Below are 20806 nucleotides of genomic sequence, written 5' to 3'. Positions count from 1 at the left end.
TGCGGAGGCGTCAGGTGTTTCCGGTCAGCCGGGCGACGAGGTGGAGCCGGTCCCCGTCGGCGGACGTGCCCGGCACGGAGCCCTCCTGCCAGGCGGGCACCGTCCGCGGCCCCGGCCCGTCGTGCAGTTCGAGGACCTGGAAGCCGTGCGCAGCGAGCACCTGGTGGAGTTCCTGCGGGAAGAGCAACCGCCATGCGGAGCGCTGCTCGTGCGGCGGGGAGCCGTCGTCGGCGGTCCAGACGCGGATACGGCGCAGGAGCTGGGCCGTGCGGTCGACGGACAGCGTGGTGGTGGAGGTGTAGGCGGTGCCCTGCCAGCTGAAGGCGTGTACGGCCGGGGCGTCGAGCAGCTCCGTCCGGCCAAGGAAGAACGCGCCGTTGCGCATCTCGGCCACGAGCAGTCCGCCGGGCACCAGACCGCGTCGGCAAGAGGCGAGGAAGCCGTCGAGTTCGGTGTGGGTGTGGCAGTAGAGCAGGGCGCTGTCCAGGCAGACGACGGCGTCGAAGGGGCCGGCCGGGAGGTCGAACCCGCGCAGGTCGGCCCGTACGTATTCCGGCCCCGGGTGGTGGGTGCGGGCGTACGCCAGCATCGCGGCGGAGAGGTCGGCGCCGACCACGCGGCGGCCGGCCCGGTGCAGCTGCGCGGCGTCGCGGCCGGTGCCGCAGCCGAGGTCCAGGACGCGTCGGCCCGCACGGTGTCGTCGCAGACAGTCCTCGGCCCAGCGGCCGGCCAGCCGCTCGGCGTCGGGGAAGCGTGCCTCGTACAGCTCCGGGTTGTCGGTCAGCAGGTTGGCGCTGGTCATCGTCTCGCTCTTTCCGTCGCCGGGGCCGGCTCGGCCGTTGTCGTCGCCTCGTCCGGCGCGGTCGCTGCGGGCACTTCGGCCGGCGGGGCCCCGTCCGCCCCGGTGGGCGTCGCCGCCCCGTCCGGTGCGGGCAGCTCCGTCTCCCCCGTCGTCCGCCCCGGCAGCCCCCGCAGCCGGTGCAGCCAGGCGACGCCGGCCGCGGAGAGCAGTCCGAAGGCCAGACAGCACGCCCATGGCAGCCAGGGCGTCCGCATCCGCGACCCGGTGTCCATGGCCCAGCCGACGACGGTGTTGCCCACGGCCGCGGCGACGCCGGAGACGACGTAGAACAATCCGAAGTAGGTGCCGGTGAGTTCGGCGCGGCCGAAGGCGGGGATCAGCTCCATCACGAACGGCTGGGCGATCATGACGCCCAGATAGAGCAGCAGCGCGCCGGCCAGCACCGGAAGGGACCGCAGCACGGCGTCACCGGGGCCGCCGGGCGGGGCGTCCAGGCCCGCGACGGCCATCGGCGGGACGAAGGCCAGGCCCATCAGGACGAGCCCGGCGCCGATCCACCGCGCCCGCTCCCCGCGCTCCTTGAGCGCCCGGGTGAGGCGCATCTGGAGCGCGAGGTTGGCGAGGGTGCCGACGAGGAAGACCAGGCCGGCCGCGCCGTCCCAGCCGGTGGCCCGCCGCGCGCCGTCGGGCAGCAGCAGGTACAGCTGGTTCTGCAGGGTGAACATGCCGACCATCGCCAGCGCGAAAGCCAGGAAGACGCGGTTGCCGAGCACCTCGCGCCAGTCGGCGAGGACACCGCCCGCCGCCGGGGCGACCTCGCCGGCAGGCAGCACCAGGGCCTGGGCAACGGTGAGCAGGGCGAAGAGCGCGGCGGCGGTGAGTGCGGCGACGCGGAAGTCGACGAGCAGCAGGGCGCTGCCGAGCAGCGGCCCGACCAGGGCACCCGTGGTGGCGAAGACGTTGAAGAGGGCGAACGCCTCGGCCTGCCGGCTGCCCGCCTGCTGCGCGAGGAAGGCGCGTACGGCGGGGTTGAACAGCGCGCCGGCCAGCCCGCTGAGGACGGACGCGGCGAGCAGGACGGCCAGGCCGTCGCCGAGCGCGAACAGCCCGAAGCCGACGGTCCGCAGCGCGCAGCCGGCGATGATGACGCCGCGGGCGCCCAGCCGGTCGGACGCCGAGCCGCCGATGAGGAACAGCCCCTGCTGGCTGAGATTGCGCACGCCGAGCACGATGCCGACGACCGCGGCGGACATCCCCAGGTCCTCCCCCAGGTGCACCGCAAGGTAGGGAATGAGCAGATAGAAGCCGGTGTTGACGCCGAACTGGTTGACCAGCAGCAGGCGGATGGCGAGCGGGAAGCGGCGCAGCTCGTGCCAGGTCTTCACTGGGGTGTCTCCTGTCCGTGGGCCGGGGCACCGGCTGGCTGGGAGCGGCGGACCGGGCGGACGCCGAGGCCCGGTCGCCGGCCGGCGCGTACGGTGCCGTCCGTGCCGCCGATGCCGGTCCAGGGGTCGTGGGCGAGCAGCAGATGGCCGTCGAGGTCGGTCCAGCGGGCGCGGTCGGCGAGGTGGACGGCCGGTGCGAGGCCGAGCGTGCTGGCCGTCAGGCAGCCGAGCATCAGCGCGGTGCCGCTGCCGGCGAGGAGGTCGGCGATGCGCAGCGCCGCGGTGGCCCCGCCGCACTTCGCGAGCTTGACGTTGATGCCGTGCACCCGGCCGGCCAGCCGCCGGGCGTCCTCCTCGCCGACCGCGTCCTCGTCGGCGATGACCGGCAGCGGTGACCGTTCGGCGAGCCGGGCCAGCGCCTCGGGGTCCCCGGGGGCGAGCGGCTGCTCGACGGCCTCGACCCCGAGTGCGGCGTAACGGGGCAGCAGGACCTCGGCCAGGGCCGGGGTCCAGGCGCCGTTGGGGTCGAGCAGCAGCCGGGCGTGCGGGGCGGCGTTGCGGACCGCCAGGACGCGGTCGAGGTCGTCGTCGGGGTCCGGGACACCGGCCTTGACCTTGAGGACGGAGAAGCCCTGCCGGGCCAGCCGGGCCGCCTGCTCGGCGGCCGCGCGGGGCGAGGTGATGCCGAGGGTGCGGGCGGTGGTGGCGCACGGCGCCTCGGGGGTGCCGAGCAGCTGGTGGACGGGGCGGCCGGCGCGCTTGCCGACGAGGTCGAGCAGCGCGGACTCGACCGCCGCGGTCACCGCCGGCGGCGTACCGGGCGCGGGCAGTTCGCCGGCCCGCAGGGCGCCGAGTGCGGTCTCGGGGGTGACGCAGCGGGCGAGGTCAGCCGCGGTGTCTTGCAGCCACCGGCCGATCGTGCCGGCGTCCAGGCCGTAGTACGTACTGGTGACGGCCTCTCCGTAGCCGCGGTGCCCCTGGTGCTCGACGGCGAGCCAGACGGCGTCGCGGGCGGCCATCGTGGAGCGGGAGATCCGCAGTGGCTCGGCCAGTTGGAGTCGTACGGTGTGGTGGCGGAGCTTCACGGTGTCTCTTCCCGGGTGGTTCGGCGGTCGGGGCGGGGCGCGGCGGTGGCGGTGGGCACGCGGAGCGGGCACGGGCCGGTGGGGTCGGGCGGGCCGTCGTCCCCCGGGGCGAGCGGGCCACCCGGTGCGAGTGGGTCGGCGACGGTTCCGCACCGGGTCCACCCCGTCGCCTCCGCGGCCCGCGGGTGCGGGATTTCGACGGGGCGGGTGGCGGCACAGGTCAGGTCCAGGCCGTGGGCGGCGGCGAAGTCGTCGTCGTAGACGCTGTGGAGGTAGCGCTGCGGCCCGTCGGGGAAGACCGTGGCGACCACGGCTCCGGGGTGGACGCGCGCGGCCCATGCGGCGACGAGGGCGGCCGCGCCGGTGCTCCAGCCGCCGCTGACGAAGTTGCCGGTGGCCAGTCTGCGGCAGGCGTCCGCGGATTCGGCGGGGCCGACCCAGTGCACCTCGTCGAAGGCGTCGTAGGCGACGTTGCGCGGGTGGATGCTGCTGCCCAGGCCCCGCATGAGCCGGGCCCTGGCGGGCTGGCCGAAGATGGTCGAGCCGGTGGCGTCCACGCCGATCAGCCGCAAGTGCGGCCAGTGCCGGCGCAGCGGGCCGATGACGCCCGCGCTGTGGCCGCCGGTGCCGACGCTGCACACCAGGATGTCGAGGTGGTCCAGTGCGGCGGCCAGTTCGGCGGCGAGGGAGGCGTAACCGGCCACGTTGTCGGGGTTGTTGTACTGGTCGGGCCAGTACGCGCCGGGCAGCTCGGCGAGCAGCCGGCGCAGCCGGGCCAGCCGGGCCGCCTGCCAGCCGCCCTCGGCCGCCGGCCGGTCGACCAGTTCGAGGCGGACGCCGTAGGTCCGCAGCAGGCGGCGCATCGACGGCTCCAGCTCGGTGTCGCCGACCAGCACGACCGGATGGCCCAGCGCCTGGCCCGCGAAGGCCAGTCCGATGCCGAGGGTGCCGGAGGTGGACTCCACCACGGGGGCGCCGGGCGGCAGTTCGCCGCGTTCCCTGGCGCCGAGCAGCATGGACACCGCGGCGCGCGCCTTCATGCCGCCCGCGCCGAGCCCTTCGAGCTTGGCCCAGAAGCCGGGGTGCGGGCAGGGCAGGTCGGTGGTGACGCGGGCGAGCGGGGTGCGGCCGAGCAGGCCGAGCAGCTCCCGGTTGCCGGTGGGGCGAAGGAGGGCCGTGGTCACCGGGCGGCTCCGGGTGCCTGGGCGCGGTAGCGGTGGATGCTGCCCGGCCCGCCGTCGAGCCAGAAGAACGGGTAGGGCTCGGCACATACGGCGCTCACCCCGGAGCCGAGGAAGCGCGGCAGCACCGCACTCCCGGTCTGCGCGAACATCACCAGGGGCTTGCCGTGCCGCAGTGCGTGTTCCCGCAGCGGCTCGAAACTGCCGTTGCCCAGGGTCATCCCGGAGGCGAGCACCGCGTCGCAGCGCTCCAGTTCGGCGAGCGCATCGGTGCGTACGGCCTCGCCCCACTCGGTCGTGCCGCCCTTGAGGTCGCAGGGCACGTACGACATGCCGCGGGTCCGCAGCGCCTCCAGCAGCGAGTTGACCACTCCGATCACCAGCACCCGCGTGCCGGGCGGGGTGTCGAGCAGCCCGGTGACGGCCCGCGCCCTGGCCCGCGACTTCCGCAGCGACGATCCGGCCGGCAGCGACCAGGGCCGCGCCCCGTGCGCCGGGGTGTGCGGCAGCACCTGCATCAAGTACGCGTCCAGCGCGGCCACCCGCACCGGGCGCAGCGGGTGTTCCAGGAGGCGGGCGATGTCGGCGCCCACACAGTCCTCGACCGCGGCGTCCGGCAGCGCGCCGGGTTCCACGGCGCAGGAGCCGACCGCCGCGTCCAGCCGCAGGCTCAGCACTTCGTTGCGGTAGCCACCGCTGCGGCCCTCGTGGCGTACGGCCTGCCGGGTGCTGAAGGCCGCGGCGATCCGCCGGGTCCGCGGGTCGGGCCCGAACTCGCCGTCGAGGACCCGGGTCACCAGGTCGTCGTACGAGGCGGCCGGCGCCGGGGTGGTGACGGCGGGGGTGCGGGTGAGTGCCGTGTTCATCGGTTCACCACCTGCGGGCGCAGCCCGGACAGCAGCGCCTCGACCCGGCGGCGGGCGGCCGTGCCGTCGGCATCACCGGCCATGACGTGTCCCAGGTACGCGTTGTTGCTGCCGGTCTCCTTGACGGCCTGGCCGGGCTCGGCGAGGTGGAGTTCGAGCACGTCCGGCGCCTGACGCACGAGGTCGCCGCCGTCGATCCCCGCCAGCACACCCGCGGTCCGCGGCACGAGGAAGCCGATCGCGGCGCTGCGCAGCCCGGTGTCCCGGGCCCGCAGATCGGGCCGCTGCCCCAGCGCCACGTCGACCGCGGCGGCGGCGAGGTCGATGCCGGTGACATGGCGGACGAGTTCGGTGATGCGGTTGCCGGCGGGCCGCGGGTTGACCTCGACCAGGCGCGGCCCGTCGGGCGTCAGCTTGATCTCGGTGTGGGCCACGACGCCGTCGAGCCCGAGCGCCGCGATCGCCCGGCGGGCGGTCTCCCCGGCCGCTGCCGCGTCGTCCGCCGGGATCTCGGCGGGGAACATATGGCCGGTCTCGACGAAGGCCGGTGCACCGCCGACGCTCTTGTCGGTCACCCCGATCACCTGGGTATGGCCGTCGAACGTCACGGTCTCGACGCTGACTTCGGGACCGTGCAGCAGCTCTTCGAGGAGGAACACGGGTGCCCGGCGCTGGCCGCGCGCGTTGACGGGGAAGTCGTCGAGCGCGCGGCAGGCGGCGACCAGCTCCGCTTCGTCGTCGATACGCCGCACGAACATGCCCGCGCACAGGTCGACGGGCTTGAGCACCAGCGGATAGCCGATCTCCACCGCGGCGACGGCGGCCGCGTACCGGTCCGCGCAGACCGCGAAGCGGAGGCCGGGCAGCCCTGCGGCGGCGAGCAGCCGCCGGGTCGCGTCCTTGCGGCAGGCGTTCTCGACCGCCGCGGGTGCCGGGCCGGGCAGGTGGAGACGGCCGGCGATCCGCGCGGCCGTCGGGAGGTAGTAGTCGCAGGACGTGAGCACCCCGTCGAAGCCGAGCGCGGGGTGCAGCCCCTCGACGTACGGCAACAGAGTTTCGAGGTCGTTGGTGTCGGCGGTCAGCACATGACGGGCGCCGAGCAGCGGGTGGGCGGTGCCCTCGGGCGCGGTGCGCAGGTAGTGGTGCAGATCGCGGGTGAGGAAGGTGAACTCGTGTCCGGCTTCCCGGATCGCACGCGGGAGCAGCCTGCTCATCGCGCCGACCCAGCTTTCGACCATCAGCAGATGAGCCACGGTTTCCCTTCGTCGCGGGCGGTGTTGGGGCGTGGTGGTGGCACGTCCCCAGGGGGCGGCGGAGCCCCGGTGAGGACCATCGGGCTTGACCGAGCCACACTGTAAACGATAATCATTTTCAACACCAACCTGCACAGCCTCCTCCCTCCGCCGCTCTCCGATTGCGAGATCCGTGATATCTGCCCCACGCCGCACGGGCCTGCTCTGCGCCCTCGCGGTCACCGCCGCCGCCCTCCCGGCCGCCCCGGTGCACGCCGCTCCCCCGGCCCCCGCCCTCCACTTCGGTGCCTGCCCGGCCTCCGTACCGGACCCGCCCGCCCCCGACCGCGTCGAATGCGCCGCTCTGCACGTCCCGTTGGACCGCAGCCACCCGGACGGCAAGCAGCTCCGCCTCGCCATATCCCGCGTCCGCGCCTCCGGACCGGCGTCCGAACGGCGCGGCGTCCTGCTGGTCAACCCGGGCGGGCCCGGCGGCCCCGGCCTGGCCTACGCCGTGACCAAGCGCGCCAAACTGCCCGAGCAGGTGCGCCGTTCGTACGACGTGATCGGCTTCGATCCGCGCGGCACCGGCCACAGCACACCCGCGGACTGCGGACCGATGGGCGGTCTCTTCGACAGCCCGGGGCCTGATCCGGTGCCGGTGGGACGGACGGCCGAGAAGGCGTATCTCGACGGGCTGCGGGGGACCGCGGACGACTGCGCCCGGGGCGTCAAGGACGCCCTGCCGCATCTGTCGACCACGGAGACCGCCCGCGACATGGACGCCATACGGGCCGCGCTCGGCGAGCGCCGCATCGGCTTCCTCGGCGTCTCGTACGGCAGCTACCTCGGGGCCGCGTACGCCGCCCAGTACCCCCACCGGGTCGGCCGGATGGTGCTGGACAGCGTCGTCGGGCCCTGGGGGTGGTACGACTTCGATCTCCGCCAGAGCAAGGCGTTGGTGCGCCAGCGGGAGGTGTTCTTCGCGTGGGCTGCCCGCTCTGCGCAGCGTTTCGGGCTCGGCGCCGACGGGGCGGCGGTGCGCGCCGCGTACCAGCGGGTGCGTGACGGGCTTGCGCGGCACCCCGTGAACGGCTTCGGCCCCGCGGAGTTCGACCGCACCGTGTACCGGGCACTGGGCCGCACCGAGCGCTGGGCGGGCCTCGCCGACGGCCTGCGCAGCTACCTGCGCGACGGCACCGTCGGGCCGCTGCGCCCGGCAGAGCCCTTCGACGGCGCCGCGTCACGGACGTATGAAGCCGCCAACCGCACCGTCAAGTGCGCTGACGGACCGGCGCCCGCGCCGTCCCGCGTCCTGGCCGACATCCGGCGGATGCGGCGACTCGACCCGCAGCCGGTGCTCACCGGGATGGAGGCCTCGGTGTGCGCGTACTGGCACCACCGGCCCGCACACCCCACACCGCTCGGCAGCCCCCAGGCCCCACCCGTCCTGCTGATCGCCTCCGCGCACGACCCCGTCACCCCCATCGAAGGGGCCCGGGCACTACAGCGGCGGCTCCCCGGTTCACGCCTTGTCACCCTGCACGACGACTACTCCCACGGGGTGTTCGCCAGTCGGGGCAACAGCTGTGTGGACGGTGCGGCCGCGGCCTATCTGGTCGACGGCAGGGTGCCGCGCACCGATGTGCACTGCGCGGGGCCCGGACTGCCCAGGCCCTGATCCGGCCCCGCAGGTACAGCGGCACCCGGGCCGGCCGCGCCGCCTCACCCCCGGCGCCGCCTCGCCTGGCGCCGGCTCACGCCGGCGGGTGCCTGCACCGCATCCGCGCCGGCTCAGTACGTGTGTGAGCCCTCGGTGCCGCCGTGCGGAAGAAGTCGAATCGGTAGCGCGGGCATCCACCCAGCAGCAAACTGAAATCCGGGGGTACAGACCGGAAAGCCCGGTCCTAGTGGAATGCCCCCGTAGGGGGAGCCACCGTGTCGACAGCTACTTCTCCGACCGATCGCACCGTCGCCGCGTTCGAGGCCATCGCCACGGACGTGCACTCCTGGCAGTGGGCCTGGGAGGAGCGCAAGAGTTTCACCAAGAAGGCGATCCGCGCCACGAAGGGCGACATCACCTGCCTGATCGACCTCCACCCGAAGGTCGACCACCGCGACTGGGTATTCGGCGGGGCGTACCTGCGCGGCGTCGACAACAGCAGTACGAACATCGACGACACGACGTCCCTGGCGGCCCGTCAGGCGGTTGCCGCCCACATCACTGCCACGTTCGCGGCTGAGATCGCCGACGCCAAGCTGCACGTCGATGACGGCAGCGTCGCGAGTCGGTCGACCAACTGGCGTAGCGGTGGCGGCGGCGGGAGCAAGGAGCAGCCGAGCTGAGGTGGTGGTGGCGCGGCCCGGGATACCTCGGCCTCGGCCCGGACCGCGCAACACCACCCGGCGCAGCAGCGCGCCAGTGCTCCGGTTACCGCCCGCTCACACCCCGCCGCGCTCGATGAACAGATGCCGCGGGCCGCGCAGTACGGGGCTGCGCCGGTACTCAGGCGGGTCCTCGACCAGGCGGGGAGTGTCGAGGTGCTGGAGGAGCTCATGCAGCGCGATCTGCGTCTCCAGACGGGCCAGCGGCGCGCCGAAGCAGCTGTGCACCCCACTGCCGAAGCCGAGGTGCTGGTTGTCCTCGCGCGCGGGGTCGAAGCGGTCCGGGTCGGAGAACCGCCGGGGGTCGCGATTGCCGGAGGCGAGCATCAGTATGAGGGGGGAACCCCGGGGAACCGTGATGCCCGCGACCTCGACGTCGGCCAGCGGGGTGCGCTGCGGCAGCATCTGGACGGGTGGCTCGAAGCGCAGCAGCTCCTCTACCGCCAGGGGCATCAACGCCGGTTCGCTGCGCAGGCGCTCCAGCGCGTCGGGGTGGCGCAGCAGGGTGAGCATACCGTTGGTGATCAGGTTGACGGTCGTCTCGTGGCCGGCGATGAGCAGCAGGACGGCGGTGGTCATGGTCTCCAGCGGGGTGAGCTGCCCGCCGGGGCCCGCGTCGTTGACGAAGGCGGAGAGCATGTCGTCGGAGGGGTGGCCGCGGCGCCGCTCGGCGAGCTCGCCCAGATACAGCCCCATCGCCTTCCGGGCCTCCGTGCCGGCACGCTGCCGCTCCACGGGGTCCTCCCCGGGGGTGGGGTCGAAACCGGCAACGATCGCGTCCGACCACAGACGGAACCGCGGCTCGTCCTCGGTCGGTACGCCCAGCAGCCGGCAGATCACGGTGACGGGAAGCGGATAGGCGAAATCATCGACGACATCGATCCGTTCCTTGCCCTGGAAGTCGGCGATGAGGTCCTGCGCGATGCGGGTGATCTCCTCGTGCATGCCGTCGATCCGGTCCGGTGTGTGGGGCGGGCCGAAGGAGCGCATCGCCAGGCCGCGCAGCCGGTGGTGCTCGGGGTCGTCGAGTCCGATGAAGGACGGCGGCAGCGCCTCCTCCGCGCCCGCGGTCTCGTCGGGTGCGGTGCGATGGCGCCGGTCCGAACTGATCCGGGGGTCGTGGAGCAGCGCTGCGATCTCGTGGTACGTCCCGACCAGATAGCTGCCGTCGTCCTGCCGCGCCACCCCGTTCTCGCGGAGTTCGGCGTAGAGCGGATAGGGGTCGGCACGGTGCGCGTAATCGGTGATCCGCTGGAACAGGGTGTCCGCAGCCATGGGCGGGGGCTCCTCATCGCTAGGGAGTGGCGGTGGTCTCAGCGGGCCGGCTGCACCACGGTCAGACGCCGGTCCGGCAGGTGGCCGGTCAGGGCGACGGTCGGACCGTGCGAGAGCACCTTGGGGTCCGGTACGTCGGAGGGGATGGCCACCGGGGACTCTCTCTGGTCGGCGGCACCCGGGGCGGGCGGGAACGGCGCCGCCGTCTCGATCAGGTGCTGGTAATACTCCAGCGACCGGGCCTGGTTCACGCTCACGGCCGCGGTGACCCGCCCCCGATAGCCGTAGACGGCGACCAGCCGGGCGTCCTTGAGCGAGCCCTGGGCGATGACCACCTGGTCGGAGAACGTGGGCACCCCGACGGACTTGATGTTGAGGCCGAACTGGCTGGACCAGAACGCCGGTACCGTCAGGTGCGGGCGCCTGCGCGGTCCGGGGTTGACCATGTTGTGCGCCGCCACCTCGGCTTGCGCAACGGCGTTGCCCCAGTGCTCCAGGGACAGCAGCTGATACTCGAACAGCGGGTGCGGGAACCGGGCCACATCACCGGCGGCGAAGATGTCGTCGGTGACGATTCCGTACATGTCGAAGGCGCGGCACCCCGCGTCGCAGGTCACTCCCCGCGGGCCCGCGGCGAGCCCCGATTCGGCGAGCCACTCGGTGTTGCGGACCGCACCGAGAGCGATCACGGCGATGTCGGCGTCGATCCTCGTCCCGTCGGAGAACTGGGCGCCGGTGAGCCGGCCGTTGCCCTCCAGGGCGGTGACCGTCACCCCGCAGCGCAGGTCGACCCCGTGCGCACGCTGGAGCTTCGCCGCGAGCTCGCCCAACGCCCCGCCGAGCGCGCCGACCAGAGGCGCCGGCCCTCGCTCCGCAACCGTCACATCGAGTCCGCGCTCCCGGCAGGCGGACGCGATCTCCGAGCCGGTGAACCCGGCACCGACGACCAGCACCCGGCGCGGCCCGGCATCCAGACGCGCGGCGAGTCCGGCCGCGTCCTCCCTGGTGCGCAGGGTGAACACCCCGTCCATGGCGGCCTCGTCCGGGTTCGGCCAGGGCCGGGAACGGGTTCCGGTGGCAATCAGCAGCCGGTCGAAGGGCACGTCCGCACCATCGGCGAGGAGCACCCGTTTCCCGACCGGGTCGAGCCCGGCCGCACGCACACCGAGCCTCCAGTGTGCGTCGAGCCGACGGCGCTGCGGCAGCCCGGTCTCGGCCGCGGGTACCTTCCCGAGCAAGACCTGTTTGGACAACGGCGGCCTGTCGTACGGGGGATGTTCCTCCTCCCCGATCAGGGTCAGCGAGCCGGTGAAACCCTCCGCACGCAGCGTCTCGGCCGCCCGCAGACCGGTGAGCGACGCGCCGACGATGACGATCCGGCCGTCGCGTGGTTCACCGAGCACCGGCGCCCGCCTCCTCGCCCACGAGGATCGCCTGCACCGGACATGCGGCCACGGCCCGCTGCACCCGTTCCCGCTGGTCCTCCGAAGCAACCGGGGTGTACAGCAGACTCTCCTCGCCGTGCATCGTGAACACGCGGGGAGCGAGGAACGCGCACTGCGCATAGCCCTGACAGCGATTGAGATCGACGACGACATGCATCCCGAGCCACTCCTCCCGCTGCCGGTGCCTCGTCATACCCGTCGCCTCTGTCTACTGCCGATCCCGGTGCGGCGCAGGTGATGCTGGGCCATTCGGGGGGTTGCGCGGGGTGCTCGGCGAAGGTGGGGCGAGGTCTGTGGACCCGGTCATTTCGAGGAACGGAAGGGGAACTGTTTTCGCAGGCCGACGTCATATGGAGGGGCACTGTTGTCGCAGGCCGACGTCATGCCGTACAGCACAAGCCCCACACCCTGGTCCGCTCCCGCGACGCCCCTCCGCACCGACACCCACACCAACGGAAAGGCCCCACACCAACACCGACACCGAACGATCCCATGACACCGAACAAGACCATGCCGATCCTTCGATCAAAAGCCTCAAAGGAGTGAAAAACGGGTGCAGTTCAGTTCTGTGGCGCGACGGCCGCGGGGCCCCGGCCATCTCTCGGATGGCTCATTACAGACTCTTTTCTTCCCTGCTCAGACAGTCTGGAGAAGAGCCCAACTCCCCGCACGGAAAGGCAGGTTCGGCGACAACATTACTCTCATCGACCAAGCACCCCCAGGGCAAGAACAAGAGACCTTGGGTTAATTGCGGAGAGAGATGAGTAACATCCAGCCAACCGCAGATCGATCAGGCGAGAGAGAGCAGGCTGTTGTCATGTCAGACTCGGAGTTCGCTGCACAGGTGGCTGCCAAGCTGGAGCGCATCACACTCGAAATCGACGAGCTGCAGAAGCTCAGGTCGAAGCTGGAGGACATCCAGCTGCACCTCGGAACTCAGGCACCGGAGGAACCCGTAGCGCCGCAGCCCGCGGAGTCCGACGCCGAGGTGGCGCCTCCGGTGACGGTGCCCGCGGCGCGACGGTCGGACACCACCGCGCCGAAGGCGAAGCCGGCGAAGAAGGCGGCGAAGAAGGCCCCCGCCAAGGCGGCGCGAAGCGCGAAGAAACCCCCGGCCAAGGTTGCGGGAGGCACGAAGAAGACCCGGAAGGCCACAACGGCCCGGGTCAAGGCACGGCAGAAGAACTCCACTCGCGCCGACCGCGTGCTCGCGCTGCTCGACGAGCAGCCGCGCACAGTGGCGGAAATGACCAAGCTGCTGGCGCAGGAGCACCCGGACCACGGCGCTCCGGAGACCGCCGTGCGCAACACCCTGGAGACCTCGCTCGTCGCCAAGGGGCTGGCGCACCGCAGCAAGCAGGGACGGAGCGTCTTCTACTCCCGCCCCGCCCCCGCTGCCCCGGCCGGTACCGGGACCAAGGCGAAGGATGCCGTGGACGCCTCTGAGGAAGCCGCGCCCGCCTCAGTCTGACCCGCCTTCCTCGATCCCGTCTGCCGCGCAGCCGCCCGCGGGCCGCCCCCGGCCCGCCGCAGCAGGCGGACGGGACGGATCAGCCGCCCGTCCGAGCCGCCGGCGCAGGGCTCGGACCGGCCGACCGGTGTCCGGGGCGTGCGGGCCCCGGCAGCCGCGTGGGCGGGCACGGAGCGTGGCGGGACCGGCAGCGATCAGACCGCCGCAGCCGCGGTCCTGACGCTGTCGGCGGGGGTACTTCGAAGGGGCTCTCCGGAAGTATCTTGACGAACCGGCCTCGACCGATCTTGACTGCCAGGGTCCTACTCCCAACCGGGCCCCACCTCGGGTAATGCCCCCCTCACCGAAGGTCACGAACATGACGGTTGACGCCATCGCCACCTCGGCCGCCACCGCCGCCACCGAAGTCGGGCAGTTCCTGCTCGGCGATTCCTTTGCCTGTCTCGCGGGCCGTTCGGCCTGGCGACAGGGGGGCATCACGCACCGCCATTACACCTGGTTCGGGGATGATGCGGCGGCCGAGCAGATGGCGGCCGATCTGCAGACGTATGTGGAGACGGTGGACTGGGACGCCAAACCCTTCACCAGCTTCGTGGCCACGTTCTCGGGTCCGCTGCAACTGGAGGAGACCGAGTTCGAGCAGCTGCTGTGGCAGCACCTGCAGGCGGTGCACGACCATGACAGCCGCTCGCACGCCTGGGCCGAGGGGTACGACCCCGACCCGTCGTCGGGTGCGTTCGCGTACAGCGTCGCCGGCCACCCGTTCTTCGTGATCGGGCTGCACGAAACCCACCGCCGCATCGGCCGCCGCCCACCCTTCCCGATGCTGGCCTTCAACTCGCACGACCAGTTCAACCGGATAAAGGCCGCCGGCCTGTGGGACCGGCTGCAGGAGAAGATACGCAAGCAGGACATCCTGCTGCAGGGCGACATCAACCCCAACCTCCTGGAGTACGAGAAGCTCTCCGAGGCCCGCCGCTACTCGGGCCGGCCCAAGCCGTCCGACTGGGCCTGCCCGTTCTCCGCCCGGGTCTGAGCGCGTGGACTCCCTCCGACGAGCGGCCGGGCCGGGGCGGCCCGGCCGGCGGATGCCCGCCGCCGCACTGCGGTGGCGCCGCCGGCGACCCGGCCGTCAGGCGGTCGGCGCCCGCACGATGCCGTAGCGAGCGAGCTGACGGTCGTGGAGGCGGCTGAGGAGCAGGAGCGAGACGACCGCTCCGAGGAGAGCGCAGGCCATGTCCCACTGGGTGTCCCAGCGGTCCCCCTGCGTGGCGAGGAAGGCATCGGCCGCGGCCCCGCGCACCAGCGCCGTCCACCACTCGATCAGCTCGAAGAACGCGCTGAACGCCAGGCATGCGCAGACGGTCAGCGGAGCCAGCCAGGCGCTGCCGCGCAAGGGGGAGGTACGGACCAGCAGCTCGCGTACCAGGATGGCGGGCACAAAGCCCTGGGCCAGATGCCCGATGCGGTCGTACGGATTGCGGGAGAGGTCCAGGGCGTCCTGCAGCCAGTGGCCCAGCGGAACCTCGGAGTAGGTGTAGTGGCCGCCGACGATCAGGATCAGCGCGTGCAGGGCGAGCAGAGCGCACAGCAGCGGGCTGAGCGGGAAGCGCCTCCAGACCACGACCAGCAGCGGCAGGCCGACGATCACCCAGCAGGTCTCCATCAGCCAGGTGGGGCGGTCGTGCGGGCTCAGGCCCGACAGGGCCAGGGCGAGGAGCACGGCCGCGGCCAGCGCCGGCGGCAGCGTGCGGGGAACGGTCATGGCCTTCATGGATCAGCCTCGAAGACGTGGGGTACGGGTCGGCGCGGTCCGCCCAGGGGGGAACGGGCAGACCGCGGTCCCCACGTACGGCGCATACGGCGGCTCTCGGCCGTCGCAGCGCCCCGTACGGGACCGGGTCGGTCCTACCCGCCACGCGCACTCATCCGCTTCAGCGTCCCGGCGCGCCGTGGGCGCTGTCATGAGTACCGCTACTCAGATCCACTCAGATCCGCGCCGGGCGCCGGACGGCCGTGGCGGCGGCGGGAGGGCCGCCAAACCTGCACAGCAACACCTGCTCGGAAACACCTGGTCAGAGCGCCGGTCAGGCAGGGTCGAGGGCCTTGTGACGGTCGCGGCGGCACGCCCGGTCAGCCCGGCGTCCGCGGCGTCAGGTGTGGGCGCGCCGGTCGCCCACGCACAGCGCCCAGATGATGACGATGTCGATGGCCAGAAGGGTGAGGGCCCAGAACGGGTAGTGCGGGATCCAGAGGAAATTCGCGACGGCGCCGAGGCCCGCCAGGATCACCGCGACGATGCGTGCCCAGGTCGCTCCCTTGAAGAGCGAGAGGCCGGCCAGCAGGATGACGATTCCCAGGATCAGATGGGCCCAGCCCCAGCCGATGACGTCGAAGGAGAAGAGATAGTGCCGGGTGGTGAGGAAAATCCTGTCGTTGGCGATGGCGGAAATGCCCGCGAGAATCGTCATGGCGCCGCCGAATACCAGCAGCACTGCGGCAAACCTCGTCCACCCGGTGACGGATTTGGTTTTGGTCATGGCTCGCCTCGTTGCGGAAGAGTAGCTGCCGACCGGCCACCTGCCGGGGTGCGCTGGGAACCCTTCCAAGGTTCCACGGGTATGTTCCCGGCGCATCTCACCGCCGGGTCCGACCATTTGACCGCACCGGAGCAGAGAAGGCTGCGCAATAGAGAAGGCCGCGGTGCGCTCCCGCCCCGGCCGGCTCCGGGAAATCGGCATACGGCCATCCGGCCGTTCGGGGGACCCGTCACTATCGTCGAGTGTCCCGGTTCTCCGCACGCACGGGCCTTTTCCTCAGGTCCGCCGCGCCACCAAAATGCGGGCGGCTGCGCGGGGCGGTGCAATGGAGACCGTGGGCCGCGGATTCGGCCCGATGTGCCCGGAGCCGCACTCCAGGGCAGGGTGCGAGCCGGAGAGTGAGCGAGGTGTCCCCGTGAGTGATCAGGACTACGAGCAGGAGAGGCAAGGCGGCGGAAACGATGCCGGACCGCCTGACACGGATCCCCCCGACGACATGAGCCTCAAGATCGCCCAGCTGAAGAAGCTGACCGAATTGAAGGCTCAAGGGGCGCTCACCGACGCCGAATTCGAGGCGGAGAAGCGGAAGCTCCTGGAATCCTGACGCCCTGCGGGTCCCCCGCGGGCCCCGTGGCCTCCGCGCTCGCCTTACCCCGAACCTGCCCAGCCGTCACACCGGCCGGAAACTCTGGCTGGACTGCGCCAGTCCCCCGAGTGACGTGCACATGGCGCATATACGATCGGATGTCCCCCCTACGGGAAGGCCATCCCCCATGAAGAAAACATCCGGTCGCAGAACCAGCTGGCTCCTGCTGCTCGCCCTGGGCGGCCTGGCGGCGTTAAGCGTGCCGACCGCGAGTGCAGCCACGCGTACACCGCGCACCACCGAGGACGCAGGACGCGCACGAGGATGCGTCATGGTGTACTTCGACCTCGGCGAGACGCTGGTGCACACGGCCGAGGACGAGAGCGTGCGGTACATGCCGGGAGCCGCCGAGCATCTGCGTGCGCTGCGTGCCCGCCACATTCCGGTCGGCCTGATCACCAACGTGCCGCCCTCGTGGGGCGCCACGGACGCGGCGCGGGCGGCGAAGCTGAAGGAAGTGATCGACAAGGACTGGGCCGACACCCGCCCGTTCGCCTGGTCCGACTTCGGGGACCGGATCTTCACCCCGCGGACCGAGGCGGAGCGAAAGCCCGCGCCCGCGCTGTGGGAACGCGCCAAAAAAGCCGCGGGACGCTGCCGGGTGGTGTACCAGGCCGAGACGCTGGACGAGATCCAGGCCGGCAGGTCCGCCGGGTACATCGCCTACCTGGCCGCTCGGCCCCACTGGCCGGCTTACATGCCGGTGCCGTTGATCGCCGCACTGGCCCATCTGCCCTACCCGAACGCGGGCTCCACCAAGGTGAGTTGAGCCCCGCGGCCTCGTTCAGCTCGTCAGGCAGCCGAGCGGGGCCGCCGGTCACCTCGCCGCTGTGCGGCCGTAGCGTTCCAGCCGGTCGGCGAGCTCGGCCGGACGGGACAGCATCGGGAAGTGCCCGCCCTCCATCTCGTCGGGCACCGTGCCCAGGCGGTCGGCCACCACGGCACGCAGGAACGGAGCCGGAAAAAGGCGGTCCTGACGGCACAACAGGAAGTGTGTCGTCACGGGCGGCCAGGACGTCATCGGCCAGGGCCGCGTGGCGGGGGTGTCCGACTGCCGCCGCCAGCGGACCGCCGCCTGTGCCGCCAGCGCCGGCGGCAGATCCTGGAAGAACGGATCCGCCGCGGAGCCCGGCACCGCCGATTCCGGCATCTCGCCCTGCCCCGTCCCGGCCCCCGCCCGCTGCGCGGCCCGCCCGGCCCGTCTGACCGCGGAGTCGGGGTGCTGCGTCGCCGCCCACCACTCCCCCGGTGTCTCCCCGGGAACGGGCACCATCGCCGCCAGCAAGACCAACGCATCCACCGGTACCCGGGCACAGACCAAGGGCGCGGTGAAGCCGGCGAAGGAGTGCGCCACGAGGGTCGGCCGGCGCCGCCCCGCAAGGGCGTCCACCACCGCGTCCGCGTACTCCTCCAGCCCGGCCGTATCGTCCTCGCACGGCAGCTCCACGCTCACCACGTCATGGCCACGAGCCCGCAACTCCGCGTCCAGCAGATGCCAGTGCCATGAGCCACAGGCGGCGCCCGGGATCAACACAAAGGTCGTCACCGCACGCATCCTGCCACCCGGCGGACCGGCGCCGGACTCATTCGTCCTGGGTTGCCCCCCGGCAGACCGTGCACACGATGCGGCGGGCCAGCGCCGGCGCGGTGGTCTTGCCGACACCGTGCACCCGCACCACGGTCTGCGGCGCGGAGAAGGCATGCTGCTCGCACAGGGCGGCGCCGCAGTTCCGGCAGATCGCCACGGCGGCGGCGTCGGCGTCCGGCACACAGTCATAGCAGTTCATGACACATTCCGATCTCGTGGGAGGGGCCGGCGCGGGCCCCAGCCGCAATGTACGTCGCGGTGCCGGACGGGAGCGGGAAGAACGGTGCCGGGTCGGGCGGACTCACCTGGCCGCCCCAAGAAGGACGTCTCGCGAACGTTCAGGAGTCGAGTCAGGGGACGGCTGACGAGACGGCTGAGGAGAAGAGCACTGGTCGGCCGGGCCGGTGACGGGGGGGCAGACGCCGAGCTGCCCCGAGCGAGATGCTCAGGGCAGCCGGAGACGGAAGGGGAAGCCGGACAGCCAGACAGGCAGTGCGCCGTCAGTCCACCGGCTCATGCGGGATGGGCTGGTCGGGGTGGACGCCCGCGCCCTGGGGGCCGCCGGCCCGCCCGGTGCCGGCCTGATCGGTGTCGGGGATCGTTTCGTCGGGGCCGTCGGTCTCGTGCTCCGACAGTTCGGGGTCCCACGGGTCGGGGACCGAGCTGTCGGCATCGGCCTGCTGGCTCGGCAGATCGTGCGGCAGCGGGGAGTTGTCTTCGCCGGTCGGGTTGTTGCGGGGCATCAGTGGACGGGCCTCCTCGATGGGTGGATCCGGTGTCCTGGCCCGGTACCCGGCTTCCGCTTCGTCATGCTCGGCTGCCGACACGGTTCGGGAGGCGGTCCCTCACCAGTCGGAATGCCCTTCCCCTCATGAGGCCCCCTCAACTGCCGAGGTGACGACCACAGGAGTTGTCGCAAAGATCGTCTTCTGCGCGAGGGAACGCGGAAGGAGCCGATACCTTCTGGTGGCTACCGGAGCCGGGCAGCTGGTCAGGGCCCGGCTCTCCCCGTCACCGTAAGAAGGAAAGCTCTTGGCTCCTCACCGTCTCCGACGTCTGATACCGGCGTCCGTCGCCCTGACGACCGTGTGCGCGGCGCTACCGGCCTCATCGGCGTACGCGGCGGACACCCCGCCCACCCCTCACCTGGACTCCATCGAGCGGTCGCTGCGCGAAACCTCGCCCGGCCTCGAAGGTTCGGTGTGGCAGCGCACCAACGGCAACCGGCTGGACGCCCCGGGGGACGACCCCTCCGGCTGGCTGCTGCAGACACCTGGCTGCTGGGGCGACCCGGCCTGCAAGGACCGCACGGGATCCCGGCGGCTGCTCGACAAGATGACCCGCAACATCGCCGACGCGAAGCGCACCGTGGACATCTCCTCGCTGGCGCCCTTTCCCAACGGCGGGTTCGAGGACGCCATCGTCGCCGGCCTCAAGGAGTCCGTCGCGGCGGGGCACTCTCCCCGGGTGCGCATCCTGGTCGGTGCCGCACCGCTCTATCACCTCAATGTGGTCCCCTCCCGCTACCGGGACGAACTGATCGGCAAGCTCGGCACGGCGGCCAAGAACGTCACGCTGAACGTCGCGTCGATGACCACGTCGAAGACGTCCCTCTCCTGGAACCACTCCAAGCTCCTGGTGGTCGACGGGACGACGGCCGTCACGGGCGGGATCAACGGCTGGAAGGACGACTACCTCGACACCACCCACCCGGTGTCGGATGTGGACATGGCCCTCACCGGGCCGGCCGCCCGGTCCGCGGGGAAGTACCTCGACACGCTGTGGGGCTGGACCTGCCAGAATTCGTCCAACCCGGCCAAGGTCTGGCTCGCCACGTCGAACGGCGCGTCCTGCACGCCGTCGCTGGAGAAGGACGAGGACTCCGCCCCGGCCGCGCCCGTCGGCGACGTCCCGGTCCTCGCGGTCGGCGGTCTCGGCGTGGGCATCAAGGAATCCGACCCCTCCTCGGGGTACCACCCGGACCTGCCCACGGCCCCGGACACCAAGTGCACCGTGGGGCTGCACGACAACACCAACGCGGACCGCGACTACGACACGGTCAACCCCGAGGAGAACGCGCTGCGTTCGCTCATCGCGAGCGCGCGCAGCCACGTCGAGATCTCGCAGCAGGACCTGAACGCCACCTGCCCGCCGTTGCCGCGCTATGACATCCGGACCTATGACACGCTCGCGGCCAAGCTGGCCGCCGGGGTGAAGGTCCGCATCGTCGTCAGCGATCCCGCCAACCGCGGCGCCGTCGGCAGCGGGGGCTACTCGCAGATCAAGTCCCTGGACGAGATCAGCGACACCCTCCGCAAGCGTCTCCTGGCGCGCACCGGCGACAACGAGAAGGCGTCGCGGGCGATGTGCAGCAATCTGCAACTCGCCTCGTTCCGCAGCTCCGACAGTCGCACCTGGGGCGACGGCAAGCCGTACGCACTGCACCACAAGCTGGTCTCGGTGGACGACTCGGCGTTCTACATCGGTTCCAAGAACCTCTACCCGGCCTGGCTGCAGGACTTCGGCTACATCGTCGAGAGCCCGGCCGCGGCGCAGCAGCTCAAGACCGAGCTGCTCGACCCGGAGTGGAAGTACTCCCAGCGTGCGGCGACGACCCCGGCCGGGTGCTCCGGCCACGGGGCGGGCTGACCGAACGGATCCCGGGCAGGAGCGGCCGCACTCGCTCCTGCCCGTGCGACGCGACCCCGATGGCCGGAAGCCGCATTGAAGTCCACACCGGAACCGACGCCAGATACGTCAATATAAACGGCACCGGCGGTGAATTGCAGGCAGTTCCGACATTGCGCCGCCCTCACAAGCACCACTGACGCCAACCCGAATTCCACGGTTCCGTGACATCCGTCATAGCGCGTCTACACCCTTACTAAGCCGAGTAGTAGAAAGC

21 protein-coding genes are annotated in these 20806 nt (G+C 71.9%); 7 read left to right on the top strand and 14 right to left on the bottom strand.

Annotation, left to right across the window (positions count from 1 at the left end):
• Window positions 1–10 precede the first annotated feature (10 nt).
• The 6 genes from CPH93_RS34020 to CPH93_RS33995 are packed head-to-tail and all read right to left on the bottom strand — an operon-like array spanning window position 11 to window position 6572.
• Window positions 11–802 carry a class I SAM-dependent DNA methyltransferase gene (locus CPH93_RS34020; protein WP_093648378.1) on the bottom strand — a complete coding sequence of 264 codons (792 nt, stop codon included), beginning with the start codon at window positions 800–802 and terminating at the stop codon, window positions 11–13.
• Window positions 799–2187, bottom strand: a complete 1389-nt coding sequence (locus tag CPH93_RS34015; protein WP_093648380.1) for an MFS transporter — start codon at window positions 2185–2187, stop codon at window positions 799–801. The genes CPH93_RS34020 and CPH93_RS34015 overlap by 4 nt, the downstream gene beginning before the upstream one ends.
• Window positions 2184–3272, bottom strand: coding sequence for a dipeptide epimerase (locus CPH93_RS34010; protein ID WP_096215059.1), 1089 nt, complete (start codon window positions 3270–3272; stop codon window positions 2184–2186). Before CPH93_RS34010 ends, CPH93_RS34015 begins: the two co-directional genes overlap by 4 nt.
• A complete protein-coding gene (locus CPH93_RS34005; protein ID WP_096215058.1) occupies window positions 3269–4456 on the bottom strand; it encodes a PLP-dependent cysteine synthase family protein in 1188 nt (395 codons plus the stop codon). The genes CPH93_RS34010 and CPH93_RS34005 overlap by 4 nt, the downstream gene beginning before the upstream one ends.
• Window positions 4453–5319 carry a Rossmann-like domain-containing protein gene (locus CPH93_RS34000; RefSeq protein WP_096215057.1) on the bottom strand — a complete coding sequence of 289 codons (867 nt, stop codon included), beginning with the start codon at window positions 5317–5319 and terminating at the stop codon, window positions 4453–4455. Before CPH93_RS34000 ends, CPH93_RS34005 begins: the two co-directional genes overlap by 4 nt.
• A complete protein-coding gene (locus tag CPH93_RS33995) occupies window positions 5316–6572 on the bottom strand; it encodes an ATP-grasp domain-containing protein (RefSeq protein ID WP_096215056.1) in 1257 nt (418 codons plus the stop codon). The genes CPH93_RS34000 and CPH93_RS33995 overlap by 4 nt, the downstream gene beginning before the upstream one ends.
• 172 nt (window positions 6573–6744) lie before the next feature.
• On the opposite strand from CPH93_RS33995, the gene CPH93_RS33990 reads away from it, so the two are divergent.
• Together CPH93_RS33990 and CPH93_RS33985 are read left to right on the top strand one after the other, a co-directional pair.
• Complete coding sequence (locus CPH93_RS33990; RefSeq protein WP_231977065.1) at window positions 6745–8232, top strand: alpha/beta hydrolase; 1488 nt, start codon at window positions 6745–6747, stop codon at window positions 8230–8232.
• A 257-nt stretch (window positions 8233–8489) separates the two neighbouring features.
• Entirely contained in the window at window positions 8490–8897 is a 408-nt protein-coding gene (locus CPH93_RS33985; RefSeq protein ID WP_096215055.1) for a hypothetical protein, read from the top strand.
• Between the two features lie 96 nt (window positions 8898–8993).
• Here CPH93_RS33985 and CPH93_RS33980 read toward each other — a convergent pair whose 3' ends face one another.
• From CPH93_RS33980 to CPH93_RS33970, 3 genes are read right to left on the bottom strand one after another with little or no spacing between them, the layout of a single operon-like run.
• Window positions 8994–10211 (bottom strand): cytochrome P450, encoded by a 1218-nt coding sequence (locus tag CPH93_RS33980; RefSeq protein ID WP_096215054.1) that lies wholly within the window; start codon window positions 10209–10211, stop codon window positions 8994–8996.
• 38 nt (window positions 10212–10249) lie between these two features.
• Entirely contained in the window at window positions 10250–11614 is a 1365-nt protein-coding gene (locus tag CPH93_RS33975) for an NAD(P)/FAD-dependent oxidoreductase (RefSeq protein WP_096215053.1), read from the bottom strand.
• On the bottom strand, window positions 11604–11813 hold the full coding sequence (locus tag CPH93_RS33970) for a ferredoxin (protein ID WP_096215706.1): 210 nt from the start codon (window positions 11811–11813) through the stop codon (window positions 11604–11606). Before CPH93_RS33970 ends, CPH93_RS33975 begins: the two co-directional genes overlap by 11 nt.
• A 660-nt stretch (window positions 11814–12473) precedes the next feature.
• Between CPH93_RS33970 and CPH93_RS35980 the strand changes: the two genes are divergently transcribed.
• Window positions 12474–13127, top strand: a complete 654-nt coding sequence (locus CPH93_RS35980) for a hypothetical protein (protein WP_159395106.1) — start codon at window positions 12474–12476, stop codon at window positions 13125–13127.
• A gap of 358 nt (window positions 13128–13485) precedes the next feature.
• Window positions 13486–14163 carry a guanitoxin biosynthesis heme-dependent pre-guanitoxin N-hydroxylase GntA gene (gntA, locus tag CPH93_RS33955; protein WP_093481496.1) on the top strand — a complete coding sequence of 226 codons (678 nt, stop codon included), beginning with the start codon at window positions 13486–13488 and terminating at the stop codon, window positions 14161–14163.
• A gap of 96 nt (window positions 14164–14259) precedes the next feature.
• On the opposite strand, the gene CPH93_RS33950 is transcribed toward gntA, so the two are convergent.
• Window positions 14260–14901, bottom strand: a complete 642-nt coding sequence (locus CPH93_RS33950; protein ID WP_443031418.1) for a DUF2238 domain-containing protein — start codon at window positions 14899–14901, stop codon at window positions 14260–14262.
• 379 nt (window positions 14902–15280) lie between these two features.
• Window positions 15281–15667, bottom strand: a complete 387-nt coding sequence (locus CPH93_RS33945) for a DUF7144 family membrane protein (RefSeq protein WP_096215050.1) — start codon at window positions 15665–15667, stop codon at window positions 15281–15283.
• A gap of 415 nt (window positions 15668–16082) precedes the next feature.
• Here CPH93_RS33945 and CPH93_RS37470 point away from each other — a divergent pair, with 415 nt between their 5' ends.
• Complete coding sequence (locus CPH93_RS37470; RefSeq protein ID WP_093481499.1) at window positions 16083–16271, top strand: SHOCT domain-containing protein; 189 nt, start codon at window positions 16083–16085, stop codon at window positions 16269–16271.
• Between the two features lie 169 nt (window positions 16272–16440).
• Window positions 16441–17082: a hypothetical protein gene (locus CPH93_RS33935; RefSeq protein ID WP_231977064.1), complete on the top strand. Its 642-nt coding sequence runs from the start codon at window positions 16441–16443 to the stop codon at window positions 17080–17082.
• 48 nt (window positions 17083–17130) lie between these two features.
• Here CPH93_RS33935 and CPH93_RS33930 read toward each other — a convergent pair whose 3' ends face one another.
• From CPH93_RS33930 to CPH93_RS33920, 3 genes are all read right to left on the bottom strand, one after another.
• Entirely contained in the window at window positions 17131–17859 is a 729-nt protein-coding gene (locus CPH93_RS33930) for an alpha/beta fold hydrolase (RefSeq protein WP_096215705.1), read from the bottom strand.
• 37 nt (window positions 17860–17896) lie between these two features.
• The gene (locus CPH93_RS33925; protein ID WP_093481501.1) at window positions 17897–18100 is read right to left on the bottom strand and encodes a DUF2180 family protein; all 204 of its coding nucleotides are present in this window, start codon (window positions 18098–18100) and stop codon (window positions 17897–17899) included.
• Between the two features lie 301 nt (window positions 18101–18401).
• On the bottom strand, window positions 18402–18644 hold the full coding sequence (locus CPH93_RS33920; RefSeq protein ID WP_093481502.1) for a hypothetical protein: 243 nt from the start codon (window positions 18642–18644) through the stop codon (window positions 18402–18404).
• Window positions 18645–18933: 289 nt separating this feature from the next.
• Between CPH93_RS33920 and CPH93_RS33915 the strand changes: the two genes are divergently transcribed.
• Entirely contained in the window at window positions 18934–20550 is a 1617-nt protein-coding gene (locus CPH93_RS33915) for a phospholipase D-like domain-containing protein (protein WP_231977063.1), read from the top strand.
• The last annotated feature ends 256 nt before the right edge of the window (window positions 20551–20806 follow it).

Source organism: Streptomyces sp. 2323.1, assembly GCF_900221035.1.
In the GTDB taxonomy this organism is placed as follows: Bacteria; Actinomycetota; Actinomycetes; order Streptomycetales; family Streptomycetaceae; genus Streptomyces; species Streptomyces sioyaensis.
This window is presented reverse-complemented; position numbering and strand designations above follow the sequence as displayed.

Bases quoted from the DNA above. Each gene is read 5' to 3' on its own strand.
- CPH93_RS34020 (WP_093648378.1), bottom strand. From the start codon at position 802: ATGACCAGCGCCAACCTGCTGACCGACAACCCGGAGCTGTACGAGGCA.
- CPH93_RS34000 (WP_096215057.1), bottom strand. From the start codon at position 5,319: ATGAACACGGCACTCACCCGCACCCCCGCCGTCACCACCCCGGCGCCG.
- CPH93_RS33980 (WP_096215054.1), bottom strand. From the start codon at position 10,211: ATGGCTGCGGACACCCTGTTCCAGCGGATCACCGATTACGCGCACCGT.
- CPH93_RS33970 (WP_096215706.1), bottom strand. From the start codon at position 11,813: ATGCATGTCGTCGTCGATCTCAATCGCTGTCAGGGCTATGCGCAGTGC.
- CPH93_RS35980 (WP_159395106.1), top strand. From the start codon at position 12,474: ATGTCAGACTCGGAGTTCGCTGCACAGGTGGCTGCCAAGCTGGAGCGC.
- gntA (WP_093481496.1), top strand. From the start codon at position 13,486: ATGACGGTTGACGCCATCGCCACCTCGGCCGCCACCGCCGCCACCGAA.
- CPH93_RS33950 (WP_443031418.1), bottom strand. From the start codon at position 14,901: ATGAAGGCCATGACCGTTCCCCGCACGCTGCCGCCGGCGCTGGCCGCG.
- CPH93_RS33945 (WP_096215050.1), bottom strand. From the start codon at position 15,667: ATGACCAAAACCAAATCCGTCACCGGGTGGACGAGGTTTGCCGCAGTG.
- CPH93_RS33935 (WP_231977064.1), top strand. From the start codon at position 16,441: ATGAAGAAAACATCCGGTCGCAGAACCAGCTGGCTCCTGCTGCTCGCC.
- CPH93_RS33925 (WP_093481501.1), bottom strand. From the start codon at position 18,100: ATGAACTGCTATGACTGTGTGCCGGACGCCGACGCCGCCGCCGTGGCG.
- CPH93_RS33920 (WP_093481502.1), bottom strand. From the start codon at position 18,644: ATGCCCCGCAACAACCCGACCGGCGAAGACAACTCCCCGCTGCCGCAC.